This is a genomic window from Martelella alba (assembly GCF_005217455.1).
Lineage (GTDB): Bacteria > Pseudomonadota > Gammaproteobacteria > Enterobacterales > Enterobacteriaceae > Acerihabitans.
The window spans coordinates 16,272-32,537 of record NZ_SZPQ01000009.1; the positions used below are offsets into that span (position 1 = coordinate 16,272).

14 protein-coding genes are annotated in these 16,266 nt (G+C 56.1%); 1 reads left to right on the forward strand and 13 read right to left on the reverse strand.

What is annotated here, in order from left to right; genetic code table 11:
• Nucleotides 1-4: 4 nt before the first annotated feature.
• Both FCN80_RS07835 and FCN80_RS07840 read right to left on the reverse strand, forming a co-directional pair.
• The gene (locus FCN80_RS07835) at nt 5-1,183 is read right to left on the reverse strand and encodes an amino acid ABC transporter permease (protein WP_136989610.1); all 1,179 of its coding nucleotides are present in this window, start codon (nt 1,181-1,183) and stop codon (nt 5-7) included.
• Nucleotides 1,184-1,264: 81 nt separating this feature from the next.
• The gene (locus tag FCN80_RS07840; protein WP_136989611.1) at nt 1,265-2,290 is read right to left on the reverse strand and encodes an amino acid ABC transporter substrate-binding protein; all 1,026 of its coding nucleotides are present in this window, start codon (nt 2,288-2,290) and stop codon (nt 1,265-1,267) included.
• Nucleotides 2,291-3,331: 1,041 nt separating this feature from the next.
• Between FCN80_RS07840 and FCN80_RS07845 the strand changes: the two genes are divergently transcribed.
• A complete protein-coding gene (locus tag FCN80_RS07845) occupies nt 3,332-6,940 on the forward strand; it encodes a dermonecrotic toxin domain-containing protein (RefSeq protein WP_136989612.1) in 3,609 nt (1,202 codons plus the stop codon).
• Here the strand turns inward: FCN80_RS07845 and FCN80_RS07850 are convergent.
• The 11 genes from FCN80_RS07850 to msrP all read right to left on the reverse strand — a co-directional run bounded on the left by FCN80_RS07850 (nt 6,935) and on the right by msrP (nt 16,005).
• Nucleotides 6,935-7,597 (reverse strand): MarC family NAAT transporter, encoded by a 663-nt coding sequence (locus FCN80_RS07850; RefSeq protein ID WP_136989613.1) that lies wholly within the window; start codon nt 7,595-7,597, stop codon nt 6,935-6,937. The genes FCN80_RS07845 and FCN80_RS07850 overlap by 6 nt on opposite strands.
• An 82-nt stretch (nt 7,598-7,679) precedes the next feature.
• Nucleotides 7,680-7,976, reverse strand: a complete 297-nt coding sequence (gene fis, locus FCN80_RS07855) for a DNA-binding transcriptional regulator Fis (protein ID WP_000462905.1) — start codon at nt 7,974-7,976, stop codon at nt 7,680-7,682.
• A gap of 23 nt (nt 7,977-7,999) precedes the next feature.
• Nucleotides 8,000-9,100 (reverse strand): tRNA dihydrouridine synthase DusB, encoded by a 1,101-nt coding sequence (gene dusB, locus FCN80_RS07860; RefSeq protein WP_306767859.1) that lies wholly within the window; start codon nt 9,098-9,100, stop codon nt 8,000-8,002.
• A 92-nt stretch (nt 9,101-9,192) separates the two neighbouring features.
• The gene (gene prmA, locus FCN80_RS07865) at nt 9,193-10,086 is read right to left on the reverse strand and encodes a 50S ribosomal protein L11 methyltransferase (protein ID WP_136989615.1); all 894 of its coding nucleotides are present in this window, start codon (nt 10,084-10,086) and stop codon (nt 9,193-9,195) included.
• Nucleotides 10,087-10,102: 16 nt separating this feature from the next.
• Nucleotides 10,103-11,551: a sodium/pantothenate symporter gene (gene panF / locus FCN80_RS07870; protein ID WP_230492555.1), complete on the reverse strand. Its 1,449-nt coding sequence runs from the start codon at nt 11,549-11,551 to the stop codon at nt 10,103-10,105.
• On the reverse strand, nt 11,538-11,780 hold the full coding sequence (locus FCN80_RS07875) for a YhdT family protein (RefSeq protein ID WP_136989616.1): 243 nt from the start codon (nt 11,778-11,780) through the stop codon (nt 11,538-11,540). Before FCN80_RS07875 ends, panF begins: the two co-directional genes overlap by 14 nt.
• Before the next feature lie 77 nt (nt 11,781-11,857).
• On the reverse strand, nt 11,858-13,207 hold the full coding sequence (gene accC / locus FCN80_RS07880) for an acetyl-CoA carboxylase biotin carboxylase subunit (RefSeq protein WP_136989617.1): 1,350 nt from the start codon (nt 13,205-13,207) through the stop codon (nt 11,858-11,860).
• A gap of 11 nt (nt 13,208-13,218) precedes the next feature.
• The gene (gene accB, locus FCN80_RS07885; RefSeq protein ID WP_136989618.1) at nt 13,219-13,689 is read right to left on the reverse strand and encodes an acetyl-CoA carboxylase biotin carboxyl carrier protein; all 471 of its coding nucleotides are present in this window, start codon (nt 13,687-13,689) and stop codon (nt 13,219-13,221) included.
• A gap of 20 nt (nt 13,690-13,709) precedes the next feature.
• Nucleotides 13,710-14,162 carry a type II 3-dehydroquinate dehydratase gene (gene aroQ, locus FCN80_RS07890; protein ID WP_136989750.1) on the reverse strand — a complete coding sequence of 151 codons (453 nt, stop codon included), beginning with the start codon at nt 14,160-14,162 and terminating at the stop codon, nt 13,710-13,712.
• 241 nt (nt 14,163-14,403) lie between these two features.
• Nucleotides 14,404-15,003, reverse strand: coding sequence for a protein-methionine-sulfoxide reductase heme-binding subunit MsrQ (msrQ, locus tag FCN80_RS07895; protein ID WP_136989619.1), 600 nt, complete (start codon nt 15,001-15,003; stop codon nt 14,404-14,406).
• The gene (msrP, locus tag FCN80_RS07900; RefSeq protein ID WP_136989620.1) at nt 15,004-16,005 is read right to left on the reverse strand and encodes a protein-methionine-sulfoxide reductase catalytic subunit MsrP; all 1,002 of its coding nucleotides are present in this window, start codon (nt 16,003-16,005) and stop codon (nt 15,004-15,006) included. It abuts the gene before it with no gap.
• Nucleotides 16,006-16,266 lie beyond the last annotated feature (261 nt).

Consider the following 16,266-nt stretch of genomic DNA (forward strand, 5'->3'; position numbering starts at 1 on the left):
TCCCTTAGCGCTCAACCAATGCTTTACGCCGGTTATAGACATTCATGAGGAAAGAAATCGTCAGGCTGATGATCAGATAAACCGACATGGTCATGGCGATGGTTTCAATCGCCTGTCCGGTCTGATTCAGTACCGTCCCGGCAAACAGCGACACCATATCCGGATAACCGATTGCCGCCGCCAGGGAGGAGTTTTTGACAATATTAAGATATTGATTGGTGAGCGGCGGGATAATGACCCGCATTGCCTGGGGCAATATGACCTTGTTCAACGTTACCGGATTGGGCAGCCCCAGGGAGCGCGCCGCTTCGTGTTGGCCATAAGGCACCGACTGGATGCCGGCCCGCATGATCTCGGCGATAAAACTGGAGGTATAAATGGACAACGCCAGCGCCAACGCGGCCAGTTCGGGGATAAGCGCCATGCCGCCGCGAAAGTTGAAACCGCGCAGCGCCGGTATGTCCCAATGCACGGCGGCGCCGAAGAAGAACTGGCCGAGGGCGGGCAACGCTATCAATAGCAGGATGATCCAGGGCCAACTGCGGCGGAGTTCGCCGGTGGCCATCTGATGCCGGGAGTTGATACGATAAAGCGCCACGGCGACGACGATGGCGATGACCAGGGCGACAAACGTCGGCCATGCGCCGGCGCTGGCCAGCGGCATGGGAAGATAAAGGCCGCGGTTGCTCAGGAAAATCACATCGAAGGCGTCGACGGCCTGACGCGGACCGGGCAGATTGCGCAGCACGGCGAAGTACCAGAAAAATACCTGCAGCAACAGCGGAATGTTACGGAAAGTCTCGATGTAGATAGTGGAAAGTTTGCGTAACAACCAGTTATCGGAAAGCCTGGCCAACCCGACGAAAAAACCTATCACGGACGCAAAAACAATCGACAACGCGGAAACCAGCAGGGTATTGAGCAGGCCGATAATAAACACCCGTCCATAGGTGTCGCCATCCTGGAAGGAAATCAGATGCTGCACGATGCCGAAACCGGCGGGATCGCTTAGAAAGCCGAAGCCGGACGTGATGCCGCTGTGTCTGAGGTTGGTTAGCGTGTTGTGAAGGATGTAGCCGGCAAACGCGAAGAGTACCACGACCGCCACAACCTGATACACCCAGGCGCGGATAGCCGGATTGGTCAGGGAAAAACCGCTTTTTGCGATTCGGCGTTGTTGCATGTGGAAAGCCTCAGAAAAGAAAGATCTACTGAAAAACACTGGCGCGCGGCGCCAGTGTTTCCGCCTGTTGGGCTGTTATTATTAACGTACCGGCGGCGCGTATTGGATACCGCCTTGATTCCATAACGCGTTCAGGCCGCGTTTGATTTTCAGCGGGCTGCCCTGGCCGACATTGCGTTCGAAGCTCTCGCCATAGTTCCCTACTTCCTTGACGATGTTGTACGCCCAGTTATTCGGCAGTTTCAGTTGTTCGCCGTAATTACCTTCTTTGCCCAGGAAGTGGGCCATATCAGGCGTGGTCGGATTGGCGGCCAACTGATCGACGTTTTTGGAGGTGATACCCATTTCTTCGGCATCCAGCATGGCGAACAGCGACCATTTGACGATGGCGAACCAGTCGTCGTCGCCGCGACGCACCACCGGTCCCAGCGGCTCTTTCGAGATAACTTCCGGCAATACCACGTAATCATCGGGCTTGCCCAGTTTGATGCGCAGGGCGTAAAGTTGCGATTGGTCGGAAGACAGCGTATCGCAGCGGCCGGATTCCAGCGCTTTGGCGGTTTCGTCGGAACGGTCGAACGTCAACGGGGTATACTGCATTTTATGCGATTTGAAATAGTCGGCCACGTTCAGTTCGGTATCGGTGCCGGACTGTAGACAAACGGTGGCGCCGTCCAGATCCTTGGCGCTCTTCAAACCGGCTTTCTTTTTGGTCAAGAAGCCGATGCCGTCATAGTAATTGACGCCGGCGAAGACAATACCCATGGAGGCATCGCGGGAGGAGGTCCAGGTCGTGTTGCGGGACAGCAGATCTACCTCGCCCGATTGCAGGGCGGTAAACCGTTCCTTGGCGGTCAGCGGGGTGTATTTTACTTTATTGGCATCGCCGAACACGGCGGCGGCAACCGCCCGGCACACATCGACATCGATCCCGGTGAATTTACCGCTGGCATCGGCATAGGAAAAGCCGGGCAGACCGTCGCTGATACCGCATTGTACAAAACCTTTTTTCTTAACCGCATCCAATGTCGCGCCCGCATGTGCCTGATTAGCAGCCGCGAACAAGGTTGCCGCGGCGACTAATGTGGAAATCATAATTTTTTTCATAAAGCATCCTGTGAGGCAAAAAAAAATATCGAATGGTTTTGATGCACCTTAGCTGCGCACCCGTCCTGTCTATGGCGTGTCGCCAGTAACCTCATAGCAAAGGCAATGCCAATATGGCAAGCGCCGGCCTGACGCCTAAGGCGGTGATAATGTCCCATTTTATGGCACAAAAAACGCGCATTCGCGATCCAAAACCGTGCGTTTGTCCTTTTTATGCACTTTTTTGGTGCTTGCGAGTTCCGCTATATGGGATTTCGCCAAAACGCGACGCTTCTCCCGCTTGCCGGCCCCGACGCAAGTTGCCGGTTTGTTGATAGTCGCTGTGTTGCAAATGATTTTTTTATAAATTTGATTTCAAATTAATAAAAATAAGTCAATAAGACCTTCAATCGAAGGGTTTTGACAGAAAAATAAAAATTGCCTTTTAATTAAACCCCTCAAATAACCTGGAATGGGAACAGACCTTATACCCTATGTTATTAACGTTTCATCGCGGCAGCCGATAAATAAGGCAATTTGAAGGACGACGGGTATTAAAAAGAAAGTACTGATCGGCGCAATAAATATTTTCTTATACTCTAAATACTAAAAGTTGCATCGCGGCGGTAAGCGGTAAAGTCCCCAGGAGAATAGCTGACCCTATGACCGGGGCGAGCGAGTGTAGCCAACAAAGAGGCAACTTGGAGTATGACAAGTATAAAACAGTATCGACAGAGTACCGGGGCGTTTAGCCATACCGGGCAACGCGGCAGAGTCATCCGCAAACCCTTTTCAGCCGTACCGCTTGGCGCAGCGCGCGCGCCCTATGCAACCTCTCGTTCCTCGTGCGCCGATATCATGCTGCGCATGATGTTATTATTGGCCCATGTTTCACAGAGCATGCCATGGACGGTCCAATTGAACGGGACGTCCGTGTCCGCCGGAAAAAGAACATTGTTATCCCCGACGTGGCAGACAGCGCGGCCGCCGGGCGAAATCCCCGGCCACGGGTTTTTGGCGCCGCCAGAAGGGCCAGCCTTGCGCCAGCGGAGCCGTAGGGGCTTGAAAAGCGCCAAAATCCCTAAAACGACGGTTAACCGCCAGGAAAATGAAACGACGCGCGTCACCCAACGGCCGTTACACGCTTATTCGGGCGGCGCCGACAGCGGTAAAACCGGCCAGGCCGCGATGCAAACAAGTCGCGGGGCGTTTGGCCTGAACGGATCGATGCATCCCGGTAAGACGTTATCCCGCCCAGCTTCGGCCGGGCCAGGCGCAGATCCGGCCAAACGGCGGGCCACGTCCCAAGCCCGCGGCGAGGGGGCGGCGGTCAACGGATCAGGCGGCGCCGGTTCGGCGCCGATCCTGGCAACGCTGACCGATTTCGCCAAGGCCTATGCGGAACATTACCCCGAAATCAATAAGATTGCGGCCGATGCCATTAAAAGCGCGTTGTTCAGGCGAACCGGCATCATGCTCGACCCCGATCGAACTTATTTTCATCGTTTCTCGTCCGCCCAGAATGATCCGGCTTCCGTCACCGGCTGGCGCCATGGTCGCGCGACACCGATCTTGTCGGCGACATTGACCCAATGCGTATTAAACAATTTTTCCGCCGATGCGCAGGATAATATGGATGTGGTTGATCAGATGAGCGGAATCTATACCGAGCCGGCGCACGGTGTGGGTTCCTTCGGCCATGAAAATCAGGTCGCAATCAAACCTTCTCTGCTTGCCGCGGTTATTCATGATCTGGATTTTTCCGCCTATTATCTTGATAAGCTGGAGCGCTACTGGCAAAGCGGTATGCCGGACCATTTCAATTTGGTCTGTCTGATTATCGCGCTGGCCAGCTTGCCGCGCGATGACGCCGATGCGGCCCGGTTGATATTGCGCGCATTCGACTTGCTCGCTGAGAAGACGCCGGCCGTGGAAAGCTATCTGTTCGTCGTCGACAACACCGCCGCCACCGATATCCTTGTTATCAAGGATCCGCATTCAGCGCGGCAGGTGATTTATCTGCCCGGCGAAAATCCCTCGTTTGTCTGTTTTGAACATCCCCCGGCGCTAGCGACCTGGTTGCGGGATAGCTGCGCGAATCCGTCCCGGCGCGCGGCGCTGGCGCGCCATTTCCCCCTGCGCGACCGGCAACCCGGGGTACTTAGCCAGGGGGTGGATCGCTGGCTGGCGGATTGCGCCAAAGGACAAGCAACCCTGGGAGACATGGGCATGCCGGGGGCGGCGATCGGCGGGGATTTGCTCAGCTCTATCCGCGCCCGGCAAAAGGAGCGGGCGTTAAGCGATGCCGATATTCTGATCACGTCCAACGCTGAGGTTAACAGAGACAGAATGATTCGTTATATCTCGGTCATGAACATGCTGTTTCCAAACCCCATAACGGCGTTTGTCTCGTTGGGGCTGAACATTGAGAAAATGGTGGACGGCGATAATCCCGACGAGCGGCGGGAAGCCATGATCGCCACTGTTGATGATCTGGCGAATATCGCGCTGCAATCCTTAGGCGCCGTGCTGGAGCGTTGGCTTGCTTTGTCCGCGGATGTTCCGGCGCCGGCGATGCCGGAAGGGCGTCTTTCGCATATGTTGCGCAAGGAAATGGCCCGTCGGGCCGACGCGTTGGACCCGCAGGCGGCCGGCCGTAAGCGAAACCGCCCCGGCGCGGTACGGCCGGAGAACGTCCCGTCGGCGCTTTTACAGGCGCAAAGCGGTCCACCGCACCGTTTTCGGCCTTCGGGCCGGCTAACAATGGCGAATTCACGTCGCGGGTCCCTGTTTAACAGGCTCAAAGCGCGGGGCATCGGACCCAGTTCCGTGCCTTTGTCGCGACTATCCAAGGCCGACCTGTTTGGCGTGCGTTATGATAAACGCAATAAACCGTATTTGTTGATTGACGGACATCCCATCAGGATTAATAAAATCAAACGTCCCGGTTATTATACGCTGGGTAAGCGGGATCAGGTGGGCGTCTATGTCGAGGGATCCACTGCGGGCTACCGGGTGATTCCTTTGAGGAATCGATTCCCTGTGGAAATGCCGCTATGCCGGGAACCCCGTTCTTTTACCAAAGCGGCATTCCATTACTGTCTGCATTTTTCCCCCCGGGCAAAAAAAACGCTTGGCAAATTTATTATGGCCAATCCGGATACCGGAGGGTCCAAAATGAATATCATCTATAACCGGGATAAAAATTATTTTATCGATGAGGCTAAAAATCAGAAGTACATACTTTATGCGAAGAGATATTTTCCCATTCAAGAGCATCGCGGCGGATATGATATTTTTAGCGACAACATCCACCGGCGGCAGATAAAAATCATCAGGGTTTATTTTAGCAAAAGTCGTAATCGAAATTTTCTTATCAGCCGTCTGGATAGACTTATTGAAATTTTCAATAGTCCCGCTATCGAGCAGTATCAATTGCGCATCAAGCCCAACCAAGCGTTAACCGCCGAGGAAACATACGCGCTGGCCGAATTTCGTGATGATGGAGGAAATAGGGCGGTGATGTCCATGCCCGCCCGATCCGGCCCGGCCATGGCGCAGTCCGTCCTAGTGCGTCAGGGGGAGCATTTGCGTTCGGCGCTGGCGAAAATCCGGCCGGCTGAATGCACGGTGTATAAAATGGGCCAATTGCCATTGGTGGAGTGGGACAATATCCATAAAAACGACTTTTTCGTCACGGATCGGTTCATATTGGCCGATTTGCGCGAGCCTCTCGACAAGGATATCCCCACGGAACCCGGCAATGTGCTGGTCAAATTTGTCTTGCAAATGAAAAAAAGGGGATACCCCATCGACAGTTTCAGTGCCGACGGCAGGGTGCTTATCAAGGACAAAACCTATTTCAGAATCCGCGAGGCGCGCGGCAGGCTGATTGTGATGCAGGAAGCTCCGTCGCCGAACCCGGTCGGGTCACGGGCCGATGCGGCCAATTTGCGGCGGCTGGATTTTGCCATTAACGCCGGAGGAACGGGGGATTTGTTGGCGGAGGGCGAAATGCTGCGACGGCTGCTGTCGCAAAAAAAGCCTGGGGCGCGCATCGCCCGCCAGGAGGTGGATACATTGGTGGACGTGCTGATCTTATTGGCGAAAAAGCAGGTGCACTCGCCGGCCCTGGAAGATTATACCGAAGCGGGCAGTGACGCCATCAATAACTGGCTGCGTTTCGACGCGGTGAGACACGATCCGGCTTACGCCGATGCCGGCGTTGAAGCGCGGCTGTTGCTGAGGGATTTTGACAAGCTGTATAACTATGACGGTTATGCTTATCGTTCCGCCAACTTTCCCGCCGGTGTTTACGGTAAGAAGATCGTCACGGGCGATGTGGTGTTGGACAAAGGGTTTATGTCAGCCTCTGCCCTGCCTGGCAACAGCATCGAATGGAAGGATCAATGGTCGAAAACTATCGCCCGCTCCGCCAACGATCAGGTCATATTCGTTATCGATCGCCATGTGCCGAAAAAAGTCGCCGGCACCGGCTTTTTGGTGGACCATTTGCTGCTTAAACCCGGCACTGCGCTGAAAATCGTCGAAATCATGGCCGCCGAAGACCGCCATGGTATGCCGGTTAAAGTGATCTGCGTCGCCAGTGGCGTGGAACATCGGTTGGCAAAAGACATTTTTTCCGGTGAGCCGCTGGCCGCGGCGTCATGACACGGGAGAATAATTGGTGATGATTTCCAGAACACCGTTGATAATAAATTGGACGCCCATGCATACCAGCAGGAACCCCATCACCCGACAGACCGCTTCGATTCCGCCTTGGCCGATAAGGCGCATGATGGTGCCGGAACTGAGCAGGCAGCCCCAGAGAATAAGACTGACGCACAAAAAAACCATGACGGGCGCCACAGCGATGACCCAGGGGGAAAAGAGCGGGGTATCTTTAATGGTGGACACTGAGCTGATGATCATCGCGATAGTGCCGGGACCGGCCGTGCTGGGCATCGCCAGCGGCACGAAGGCGATATTCGGCGCCGGGTGATGCATCGCGTCCTTATGGATATCGTCATCTTGTTCCTTCTGCCGGGGAAACAGCATGCGAAAACCGATAAACGCCACAATGAGCCCGCCGGCGATCCTGAGTCCGGGAATCGAGATGCCAAAGGTATTCATTACCAGTGTGCCGGCGTAGTAGGCCACCATCATGATGACAAAGACGTAAAACGACGCCATCATCGATTGCCGTTTACGTTCCTCGCGGCTCATGTTTTTGCCGAGCGCCAGAAACAGCGCCACGGTGGTCAGGGGATTGGCCAAGGGTAAAATCACCAGCAAACCCAATCCTATCGCTTTGAACAAGTCGCTCATGAATGTCTTCTCTCTCGCGTATGAAAAAAGCGTTAACGGTTTCCCATTAACGCTTTTATTATCAATTAGCTAAGTTACAGTATTAGTTCATACCATATTTTTTCAATTTCTTACGCAGCGTGCCGCGGTTGATACCCATCATCAAGGCCGCGCGGGTCTGGTTACCGCGAGTGTATTGCATGACCATGTCCAACAATGGCTGTTCCACTTCAGCCAATACAAGCTCATACAAATCATTAACATCCTGACCGTTTAATTGAGCAAAATAGTTCTTCAGTGCTTGTTTCACCGAATCCCGCAGGGGTTTTTGCGTTACCTGATCCTGAGAATTAACAGTGGAAACAGTCAGTACGTCAGAATTTACGCGTTGTTCGAACATAGTTCTGTCAGCTCTTTTTTCTATTACGCAAGATTTTCAAAATATGCCTCCAACGCCTCCAGCTGTTCGCCGGCATCCTCTATGGCGTTGAATGTGCGCCTGAACTGGTTGTCGGGGGCATGCTCCTGCAAGTACCAGGAGACGTGCTTACGAGCAATACGGAATCCTTTGCCTGGACCATAGAAGTCGTGCAATTCCCGGACATGCTCAATCAACAATCGCTTTACCTCGCCCAACAGCGGCGGCGGCAGCAATTCCCCCGTATCCAGATAATGCTGGATTTCCCGGAAGATCCAGGGTCTTCCCTGAGCGGCCCGGCCTATCATCAGGGCGTCGGCCCCGGTGTAGTCCAATACCGCTCTGGCTTTGCGCGGGTCAGTGATATCGCCATTCGCGACAACCGGGATGGCGACAGACTGCTTGACTGCCCGAATACTGTCGTACTCCGCGCTGCCGTTGAACAAACAGGCGCGGGTGCGGCCATGAATCGTGATGGCCTGTATACCACAATTTTCGGCCAATCGGGCAATTTCTACACAGTTACGGTGAGCCGGCGCCCAGCCCGTACGTATTTTAAGCGTTACCGGCACATTAACCGCTTTGACGACCGCCGTCAGTATCCGTTCCACCCGATCCGGATATTGCAGCAAAGCGGAGCCCGCCATCTGACGGTTAACCTTCTTGGCGGGGCAGCCCATGTTGATATCAATCAGTTGCGCGCCGTTCGCCACATTGATGACGGCGGCGGCAGCCATATCCTCAGGGCAACTGCCGGCAATCTGTACGGCCCGGATTCCGGGTTCATCACTATGTACCATACGTAGACGAGACTTATCCGTGCGCCATACCTCAGGATTCGAGGAAAGCATCTCGGAGAAAGTCAGCCCCGCCCCCATCGCATGACATAGCGCCCTGAAGGGACGATCCGTAACACCGGCCATCGGGGCGGCCATCAGGCGATTAGCGAGCTGAAGATGTCCAATACGCATAGACGAAGAACGACCATACTGTGTCCGCAAGGGCGCGTATATTACGCATTTTTTTCGCCAGATGAAAGGCCAAACTTTGAACAATCCGCTGCTATAGATCAATGAATTTGTTCTTTGAATAGCCTGTTTTAGCATTTTTTGTTAAATAACAATTAGTTGCAGGTAAAAATACCTTTTGTGCGGTTAATAAATTTTCAAAAATGACTTTTGTCCGCGAAACCCGTTTCCTACGATGCCGACCCACGCCGTCGGCCGGTGATTCGGCACCATTCGTCTTTTTCCGCCGCCGGATCAAGTAAAAACTCGCCGGCGTAGGCCGCCGCGACGCCGTTTGCCTGATTCGTCAAGATACCGGACAGGCCGATAAGACCGCCGGCCGACGGCAGCGCCGACAACAGCGGCGCCAGTTCGCGCAGCGGTCCGGCCAGAATATTGGCCACCACCACATCGGCTTGTAAATCATCCGGTCTGTTCTGGGACAAAAACAGCGTCAACCGGTCCTCCACCCCATTGCGGCGGGCGTTGTCCCGGCTGGCCTGAATGGCCTGGGGATCGATATCGATGCCGACGGCGCGGGCGGCGCCGAGTTTCAGCGCGGCAATGGCCAGGATTCCCGAGCCGCAGCCGAAATCGATAAGCGTTTTACCGGCCAGGTCCAGACTGTCGAGCCATTCCAGGCAAAGCGCGGTGGTGGGGTGGGTACCGGTACCGAAGGCCAGACCGGGATCAAGCATAACGTTAACCGCATCGGCGTCGGGCACCGGCCGCCAACTGGGGCAAATCCACAGCCGTCGGCCAAAACGCATGGGGTGGAAATTATCCATCCACTCGCGTTCCCAGTCTTTGTCCTCCACCTGCTCGATTTTATGGGCGAAGGCCTTGCCCAGCAACGGATGGGCCGCCAAGGCCGCTACGACCGCCGCCATGTCCGTATCGGCCGCGAACAGTCCTATGACATCGGTATCGCCCCATAACCGCGTCTCGCCCGGTAGCGGCTCGAATATCGGGGTATCGCGGCTATCCTGAAAGGTGACCGACACCGCGCCGTTTTCCATCAGCGCATCGCTCAGTTCCTCGGCATGCGCGCCGGCGGCATTGATTTTAAGTTGAATCCAAGGCATGGCTGCTCCCAGTTTATTAAAGCCGGCTCGATTCCGGGCCGGGACAGTCCGAGCCGAACCGATTACCAATAAGAAACGCCAGCAGGCTTAGCGCCAGCGACAGCACGATGGGGTGAAAACCGCCGGGTTGCAGGGAGAAGATCGCCAGCAGCGCGTAGCAGCCGCCGCCGACAATCATGGAACTCAGCGCGCCGGCGGCATTGGCGCGTTCCCAGTAAAGCCCCATCACCAGCGGCCAGAGGAATACCGCCTCCAGGCCGCCGAACGACAGCAGATTTAGCCAGATAATCATCTGGGGCGGTCGCCAGGCCGCCAGTACCAGCAACAATCCGAGAATAAGCGTAACGGCGACGGATAAACGGGTCAGCAATGCCTGGTTACTTGCCTGGCGCGGGGACAGGCTGAGATAAAGATCTTTGATAATCGTGGCGGAGGATTGCAGCAGATGCGCATTGGTCGTCGACATGATGGCCGCCAACGGCGCCGCCAGGAAGATCCCGGCCAGAACGGGCGGCAAGACGGTTACCATCAGTGTCGGGATCACTTGATCGGGAATGGCGAGATTCGGCAGCACGGCCCGGCCCAATGCGCCGGAAAGGTGCATGCCGAACATCAATATTCCCAGTACCAGCGTGCCGATTACGATACCGCGGTGCACCGATTTGCTGTCCCGATAGGAAATACAGCGCACGGCCGTGTGCGGCAGACCGACGACCCCGAAACAGACCAGGATCCAGAAGGAGGCCATAAACGACGGTGAAAGAATATGGCCGGCGCCGGCGGGCGTGGTCAGCGCCGGCTGTATGTCATGCAGTTTGTGTACCGCCGCCGGCAAGCCGCCGGCCGCATGGATGACGCCGAACAGCAGAATAAACGTGCCCAGCAGCATCACCAGCCCCTGGAAGGCATCATTCAATACGCTGGCGCGGAATCCGCCGAAAGTGGTATATAACGCGATAGTCAGGCCGAAAATCAGCAAGCCGGCGTCATAAGGGATCCCGGCCGCCGTTTCCAGCAACCGGGCGGCGCCGATGAACTGTACGGTCATGGCGCCGATAAAGGCCACCAGCAGGCTGATGCTGGCCAGCCAGACCAAGAGCGGGCTTTTGTAACGCGCCAACAGCATATCGTTTAATGTGACCGCCTGATAGCGCCTGGCCAGAATGGCGAACTTTTTGCCCAGCACCCCGAGGGACAGCCAGACCGCCGGGACCTGGATCATGGCCAGCAGTACCCAGCCGAGGCCGTATTTGTAGGCGGCGCCCGGCCCGCCGATAAAAGAGCTGGCGCTGATGTAGGTGGCGGTCAGCGTCATCGCCAGTACAAAACCGCCCATGGAGCGATTACCGAGAAAATATTCGGCCAGAAACTCCCCTTGCCGGCGCCGGCGCCAGGCATGGACCGACAGCGCGAAAACCAGCGCCAGATAGGCAATGAGCGGCAGCAGGATTTCAATCCGCATCATTATCCTCCAGCGAGATATCGCGGTAGATAAAGCGCACCATCAAGGCGCACAACAGGAGAAAAATCAGCGGAACCGCCAGGCAGGACAGCTCGAACCAGCGGGGCAGGCCGGTGATGCCGGGCTGATCGCCCGGAAGATAGGCGGACAATAACCAGGCGAGCAGGTATGCCAGCGCCAGGCTGAACGCCCATCGAGCTTCCCGATGGGCCTGTAGAAAACGTTTATCCATGATAGTGACGCCCGTAGGAACCCGATAGCAAGAGGCCGGTGAAAACCGGCCCCGGACTTCGGCACGACCCTTCCGGCCTATTTTTCCTGTAGGCCGAGCTTTTTCTCAAGATAGTGGATGTTGGTGCCGCCGTGCTGGAAGTTTTCGTCGTTCATGATCCGCTGCTGCAGATCGATGTTGGTTTTGATACCGTCGATGATCAATTCCGCCAAAGCATTGCGCATCCGCGCGATGGCCACATCGCGGTTTTCGCCGTAGCAGATGAGTTTGCCTATCATGGAATCATAATAGGGCGGTACGGAGTAGCCGCCGTAAATATGCGATTCCCAACGGACCCCGAATCCCCCCGGCGCGTGGAAGCGGGTGATTTTGCCGGGACTGGGCAGGAAGGTATTGGGATCTTCGGCGTTGATACGGCATTCGACCGCATGTCCCTTAACCGTGACATCTTCTTGCTTGATGGACAAAGGCTGGCCGGCGGCGATCCGCAATTGCTCCTTGATGAGATCGATGCCGGTGATCATCTCGGTAACGGGATGTTCCACCTGGATTCGGGTATTCATTTCAATGAAGAAGAATTCGCCGTTCTCATAAAGGAACTCGAAGGTGCCGGCGCCGCGATAACCGATATCGCGGCAGGCTTTGGCGCAGCGGTCGCCGATATAGCGGCGCAGGGTGTCGGTGATGCCCGGCGCTGGCGCTTCCTCGACCACCTTCTGGTGGCGGCGCTGCATGGAGCAGTCGCGCTCCGCCAGATAAATGGCGCTGCCCTGGCCGTCGGCCAGTACCTGGATTTCCACGTGACGGGGATTTTCCAGGTACTTTTCCATATAGACCATATCGTTGTTGAATGCGGCCTTGGCTTCGGCGCGGGTCATCCGGATGGAGGATTCCAGTTCGCCATCGCCGCGCACCACGCGCATGCCGCGGCCGCCGCCGCCGCCGGACGCCTTAATGATGACCGGATAGCCGATGCGTTTGGCGATGGCGCGGTTTTTCTCCATGTCGTCGCCTACCGGGCCGTCGGAGCCGGGAACGCAAGGCACGCCGGCTTTTTTCATGGCGGTGATGGCGGAAACCTTATCGCCCATCAGCCGGATGGTTTCCGCGCGCGGGCCGATAAAAATAAACCCGGAACGCTCCACCTGTTCGGCAAAGTCGGCGTTTTCCGACAGAAAGCCATAACCCGGGTGGATAGCCACGGAACCGGTAATTTCCGCCGCCGAGATAATGGCCGGGATATTAAGGTAGCTTTTCACCGAGGGCGGCGGTCCGATACAGATGGTTTCGTCCGCCAGCAGGACATGTTTCAGATCCCTGTCGGCCGTGGAATGTACGGCGACGGTCTTTATACCCAGTTCCTTGCATGCGCGCAAAATACGCAGCGCAATTTCGCCACGATTGGCGATGACGATTTTATCTAGCATGTGGCGCCCCGTTATTCGATGACGACCAGCGGCTCGTCGAATTCCACCGGCTGACCGTTATCCAGCAGTATGGCTTTTACCACGCCGGCTTTATCGGATTCGATCTGGTTCATCATTTTCATTGCTTCAACGATACATAACGTGTCGCCAACGTTGACTTTCTGACCGATTTCGATAAAAGGCTTGGCGTCCGGGCTGGGCGTGCGATAGAAGGTGCCCACCATGGGCGAACGCACCAGGTGTCCAGCGGTTTCGACGGCCGGAGCGGGCGTGTCCGCGGCGGCGGCCTGCGCGGCGGGGAGCGCCGCTGCGGCTGCGGCAGGCTGCGCCGCGGGGAGATACGCTTGCTGCATCACCGGATAAGACGATGCCGGCGCGGCGCGGCTGATACGAACCGATTCCTCGCCTTCGGAGATTTCCAGCTCAGATATGCCGGATTCTTCAACCAGTTCAATCAGTTTCTTGATCTTACGAATATCCATGAGAGGGTTCCATACACGAATTAATTGGATGCGGACAGGCGGTTGACCGCCGTCTGGAATGCATAATGATAACCATCGGCGCCGAGGCCGCAGATAACGCCGACCGCGATATCTGAAAGATAGGAGTGATGGCGGAAGGGTTCTCGCGCATGCACGTTGGACAAATGGACTTCAATAAAAGGAATGCTTACCGCCAGCAACGCGTCACGCAGGGCCACGCTGGTATGGGTGAACGCCGCCGGATTGATGACGATGAAATCGGCGTTGCCCCGCGCCTGGTGGATTTGATCGATAAGCTCATGCTCCGCATTGGATTGCCTATGGCTGAAAGTGACGTCCAGTCGCCGAGAAAGCGCCTCAAGACCGCTTATGATATCGGCAAGGGTGGTACGGCCGTATTTTTCAGGCTCCCGCGTCCCCAGCAGGTTAAGATTGGGGCCGTTTAGGAGTAAAATATGGAACTTATCCGCCATCGTGCCGCTATCTCCGGTCAATAGTCGCTACCTGGTAAGAAAATAACCTTCCGGTACCGGTTTGTCATCTTTTCGCTGCATAATTCGCCCCAGATTGTTAGCAGGCTCATGCAACAGCGGAAAATCGCCGCTGTTCGCCACTAAATTCTGGCGATATCCGCGAAGTTGTCTTTACGCGGTCGGCAAAGTGGAAAGCAAGATAGCGCATTTTGCGCGGGGATAGAAATAAAAAGTGATTTTCTCATCGTCGCCAATGGCGGAATTTCTTATAACGCAGCGCTAATAACAACGCGGCCGCCAAGGCGTAAACGACGGGTTGCGGCGATAGGATTTTCACCGACCAAATATAATGAATGGGTGCCAGTACCGCCACCACATACACCAGATTATGCAACGCCTGCCAGCGGCTTTTCAGGCGCCGCTGCGCCCATTGTGTGGAGGTGGCGGCCAATGCCAGTAAAATGAGCCAACTGATTATCCCCAGAGTTAAATAGGGCCGCCGCACCAGCTCGCTGCCCAGCAGCGCCAGATTATCCATGCCCAGCTCCAGCAGCGCGTAGCTGAGCAGATGCAGGGTAACCCAGAAAAAACACCACAGGCCCAGCAAACGGCGGCAGCGGATCAACAGAGGCTGGCGGCCGTAACGGGCCAGGGGCGTCACCAGCAGCGAGCCTAGCAGCAATTTAAGCGCCATTCGTCCGGTGAAATGCTGGATATCCTTGGCGGGATCGGCGCTAAAGTCGCCTTGCGCGACCGCGAAGACCAGCCAAACCAGAGGCAGAAAGGCAGCCGAATGCAGCAAGACTTTCAGCCAAAACACCTGCCTGAGGGTGAGGCGCACTTAAAAATTCTCCCGTAAATCCAGTCCGCGATACAGTTTGGCCACTTCGCGGGCATAGCCGTTAAACAGTAACGTCGGTTGGCGTTTCACGTCCAGAATACCACCGGCGCCTATCACCCGTTCGCTGGCCTGGGACCAGCGGGGATGATCCACATGGGGGTTGACGTTGGCGTAGAAACCGTATTCATTGGGGGCCGCCAGGTTCCAGGTGGTGGGCGGCCGGTTGCGGACCAGACTGATGCGCACGATGGATTTTATTCCCTTGAAACCGTATTTCCAGGGAATAATCAACCGAATCGGCGCGCCATTTTGCGGCGGTAGGGTTTTACCGTAGACGCCCACGGTCAGCAGCGTCAGCGGATGCATCGCTTCGTCCAGCCGCAAGCCCTCCACATAAGGATAAGACAGGCCCCCGCCCAGCAGACTGTCTTTCTCGCCAGGCAACTGTTTAGGATCATCCAGGGTCTGAAACGCCACATAGCGGGCCTGGCTGGTGGGTTGCGCCCGTTTAAGCAGTTTGCCCAGTTCGAAGCCTATCCAAGGCACCACCATCGACCAGGCTTCCACACAGCGCATGCGATAGATGCGTTGTTCCAGGGGAAAACGCTTGAAGATATCGTCCATATCCAGTGTCATCGGCTGGGCGACTTCGCCGTCGACGGCGATTTTCCAGCCGGCGGTTTGCAGTCCGCCGGCGTTGCGGGCCGGATCGGATTTGTCCATGCCGAACTCATAAAAATTATTATAGCCGGTGACTTTGTCCTCCGGCGTGAGCGGCAAGTCGGCCTGCCACTGCGGCGGCCGGTCGAAAGTCAGGGGCTTGCCCGGCGGCGCCTTGACCGGCGTGAAGGATTTCAGCCAGGAGGCCAGATCCGCCTGGGCCTGGGAGGGTACGCTCAGGGCGGCGGCGGCGATACCAAGCGCTTTCAAAACCTTTCGGCGTTGAAAAAAAGCGTCTTCGGCGGTCACATCGGCATCACGCAGGGGACGATAGCGGTTCATAACAGGCTCCATCGCGTCAACACAAGTGGCATATCCATTATGATGGGTAAAAACGTTTTTTATTCCCACCGCCGAAAACTTTTCTTCGTCTTGCGGGGCGCGCGCGCCGCAAGACACCACAAACGGACGGAACAAAATATGTCATTTCGCCGCGACAACCGATACACTTAACGGGGAATTGGCGGCGAGCGCAACATCGGCAGCATTATCGTCGCCTTGCACGGTGCCGCGCCGCAGGTGGGCAGCAGACAATTAGCGGGG

What these genes read in the sequence shown, in the direction of transcription:
- FCN80_RS07835 (WP_136989610.1), bottom strand. Translation starts at nt 1,183, where the DNA reads ATGCAACAACGCCGAATCGCAAAAAGCGGTTTTTCCCTGACCAATCCG.
- FCN80_RS07840 (WP_136989611.1), bottom strand. Translation starts at nt 2,290, where the DNA reads ATGAAAAAAATTATGATTTCCACATTAGTCGCCGCGGCAACCTTGTTC.
- FCN80_RS07850 (WP_136989613.1), bottom strand. Translation starts at nt 7,597, where the DNA reads ATGAGCGACTTGTTCAAAGCGATAGGATTGGGTTTGCTGGTGATTTTA.
- fis (WP_000462905.1), bottom strand. Translation starts at nt 7,976, where the DNA reads ATGTTCGAACAACGCGTAAATTCTGACGTACTGACTGTTTCCACTGTT.
- dusB (WP_306767859.1), bottom strand. Translation starts at nt 9,100, where the DNA reads ATGCTAAAACAGGCTATTCAAAGAACAAATTCATTGATCTATAGCAGC.
- prmA (WP_136989615.1), bottom strand. Translation starts at nt 10,086, where the DNA reads ATGCCTTGGATTCAACTTAAAATCAATGCCGCCGGCGCGCATGCCGAG.
- panF (WP_230492555.1), bottom strand. Translation starts at nt 11,551, where the DNA reads ATGATGCGGATTGAAATCCTGCTGCCGCTCATTGCCTATCTGGCGCTG.
- FCN80_RS07875 (WP_136989616.1), bottom strand. Translation starts at nt 11,780, where the DNA reads ATGGATAAACGTTTTCTACAGGCCCATCGGGAAGCTCGATGGGCGTTC.
- accC (WP_136989617.1), bottom strand. Translation starts at nt 13,207, where the DNA reads ATGCTAGATAAAATCGTCATCGCCAATCGTGGCGAAATTGCGCTGCGT.
- accB (WP_136989618.1), bottom strand. Translation starts at nt 13,689, where the DNA reads ATGGATATTCGTAAGATCAAGAAACTGATTGAACTGGTTGAAGAATCC.
- aroQ (WP_136989750.1), bottom strand. Translation starts at nt 14,162, where the DNA reads ATGGCGGATAAGTTCCATATTTTACTCCTAAACGGCCCCAATCTTAAC.
- msrP (WP_136989620.1), bottom strand. Translation starts at nt 16,005, where the DNA reads ATGAACCGCTATCGTCCCCTGCGTGATGCCGATGTGACCGCCGAAGAC.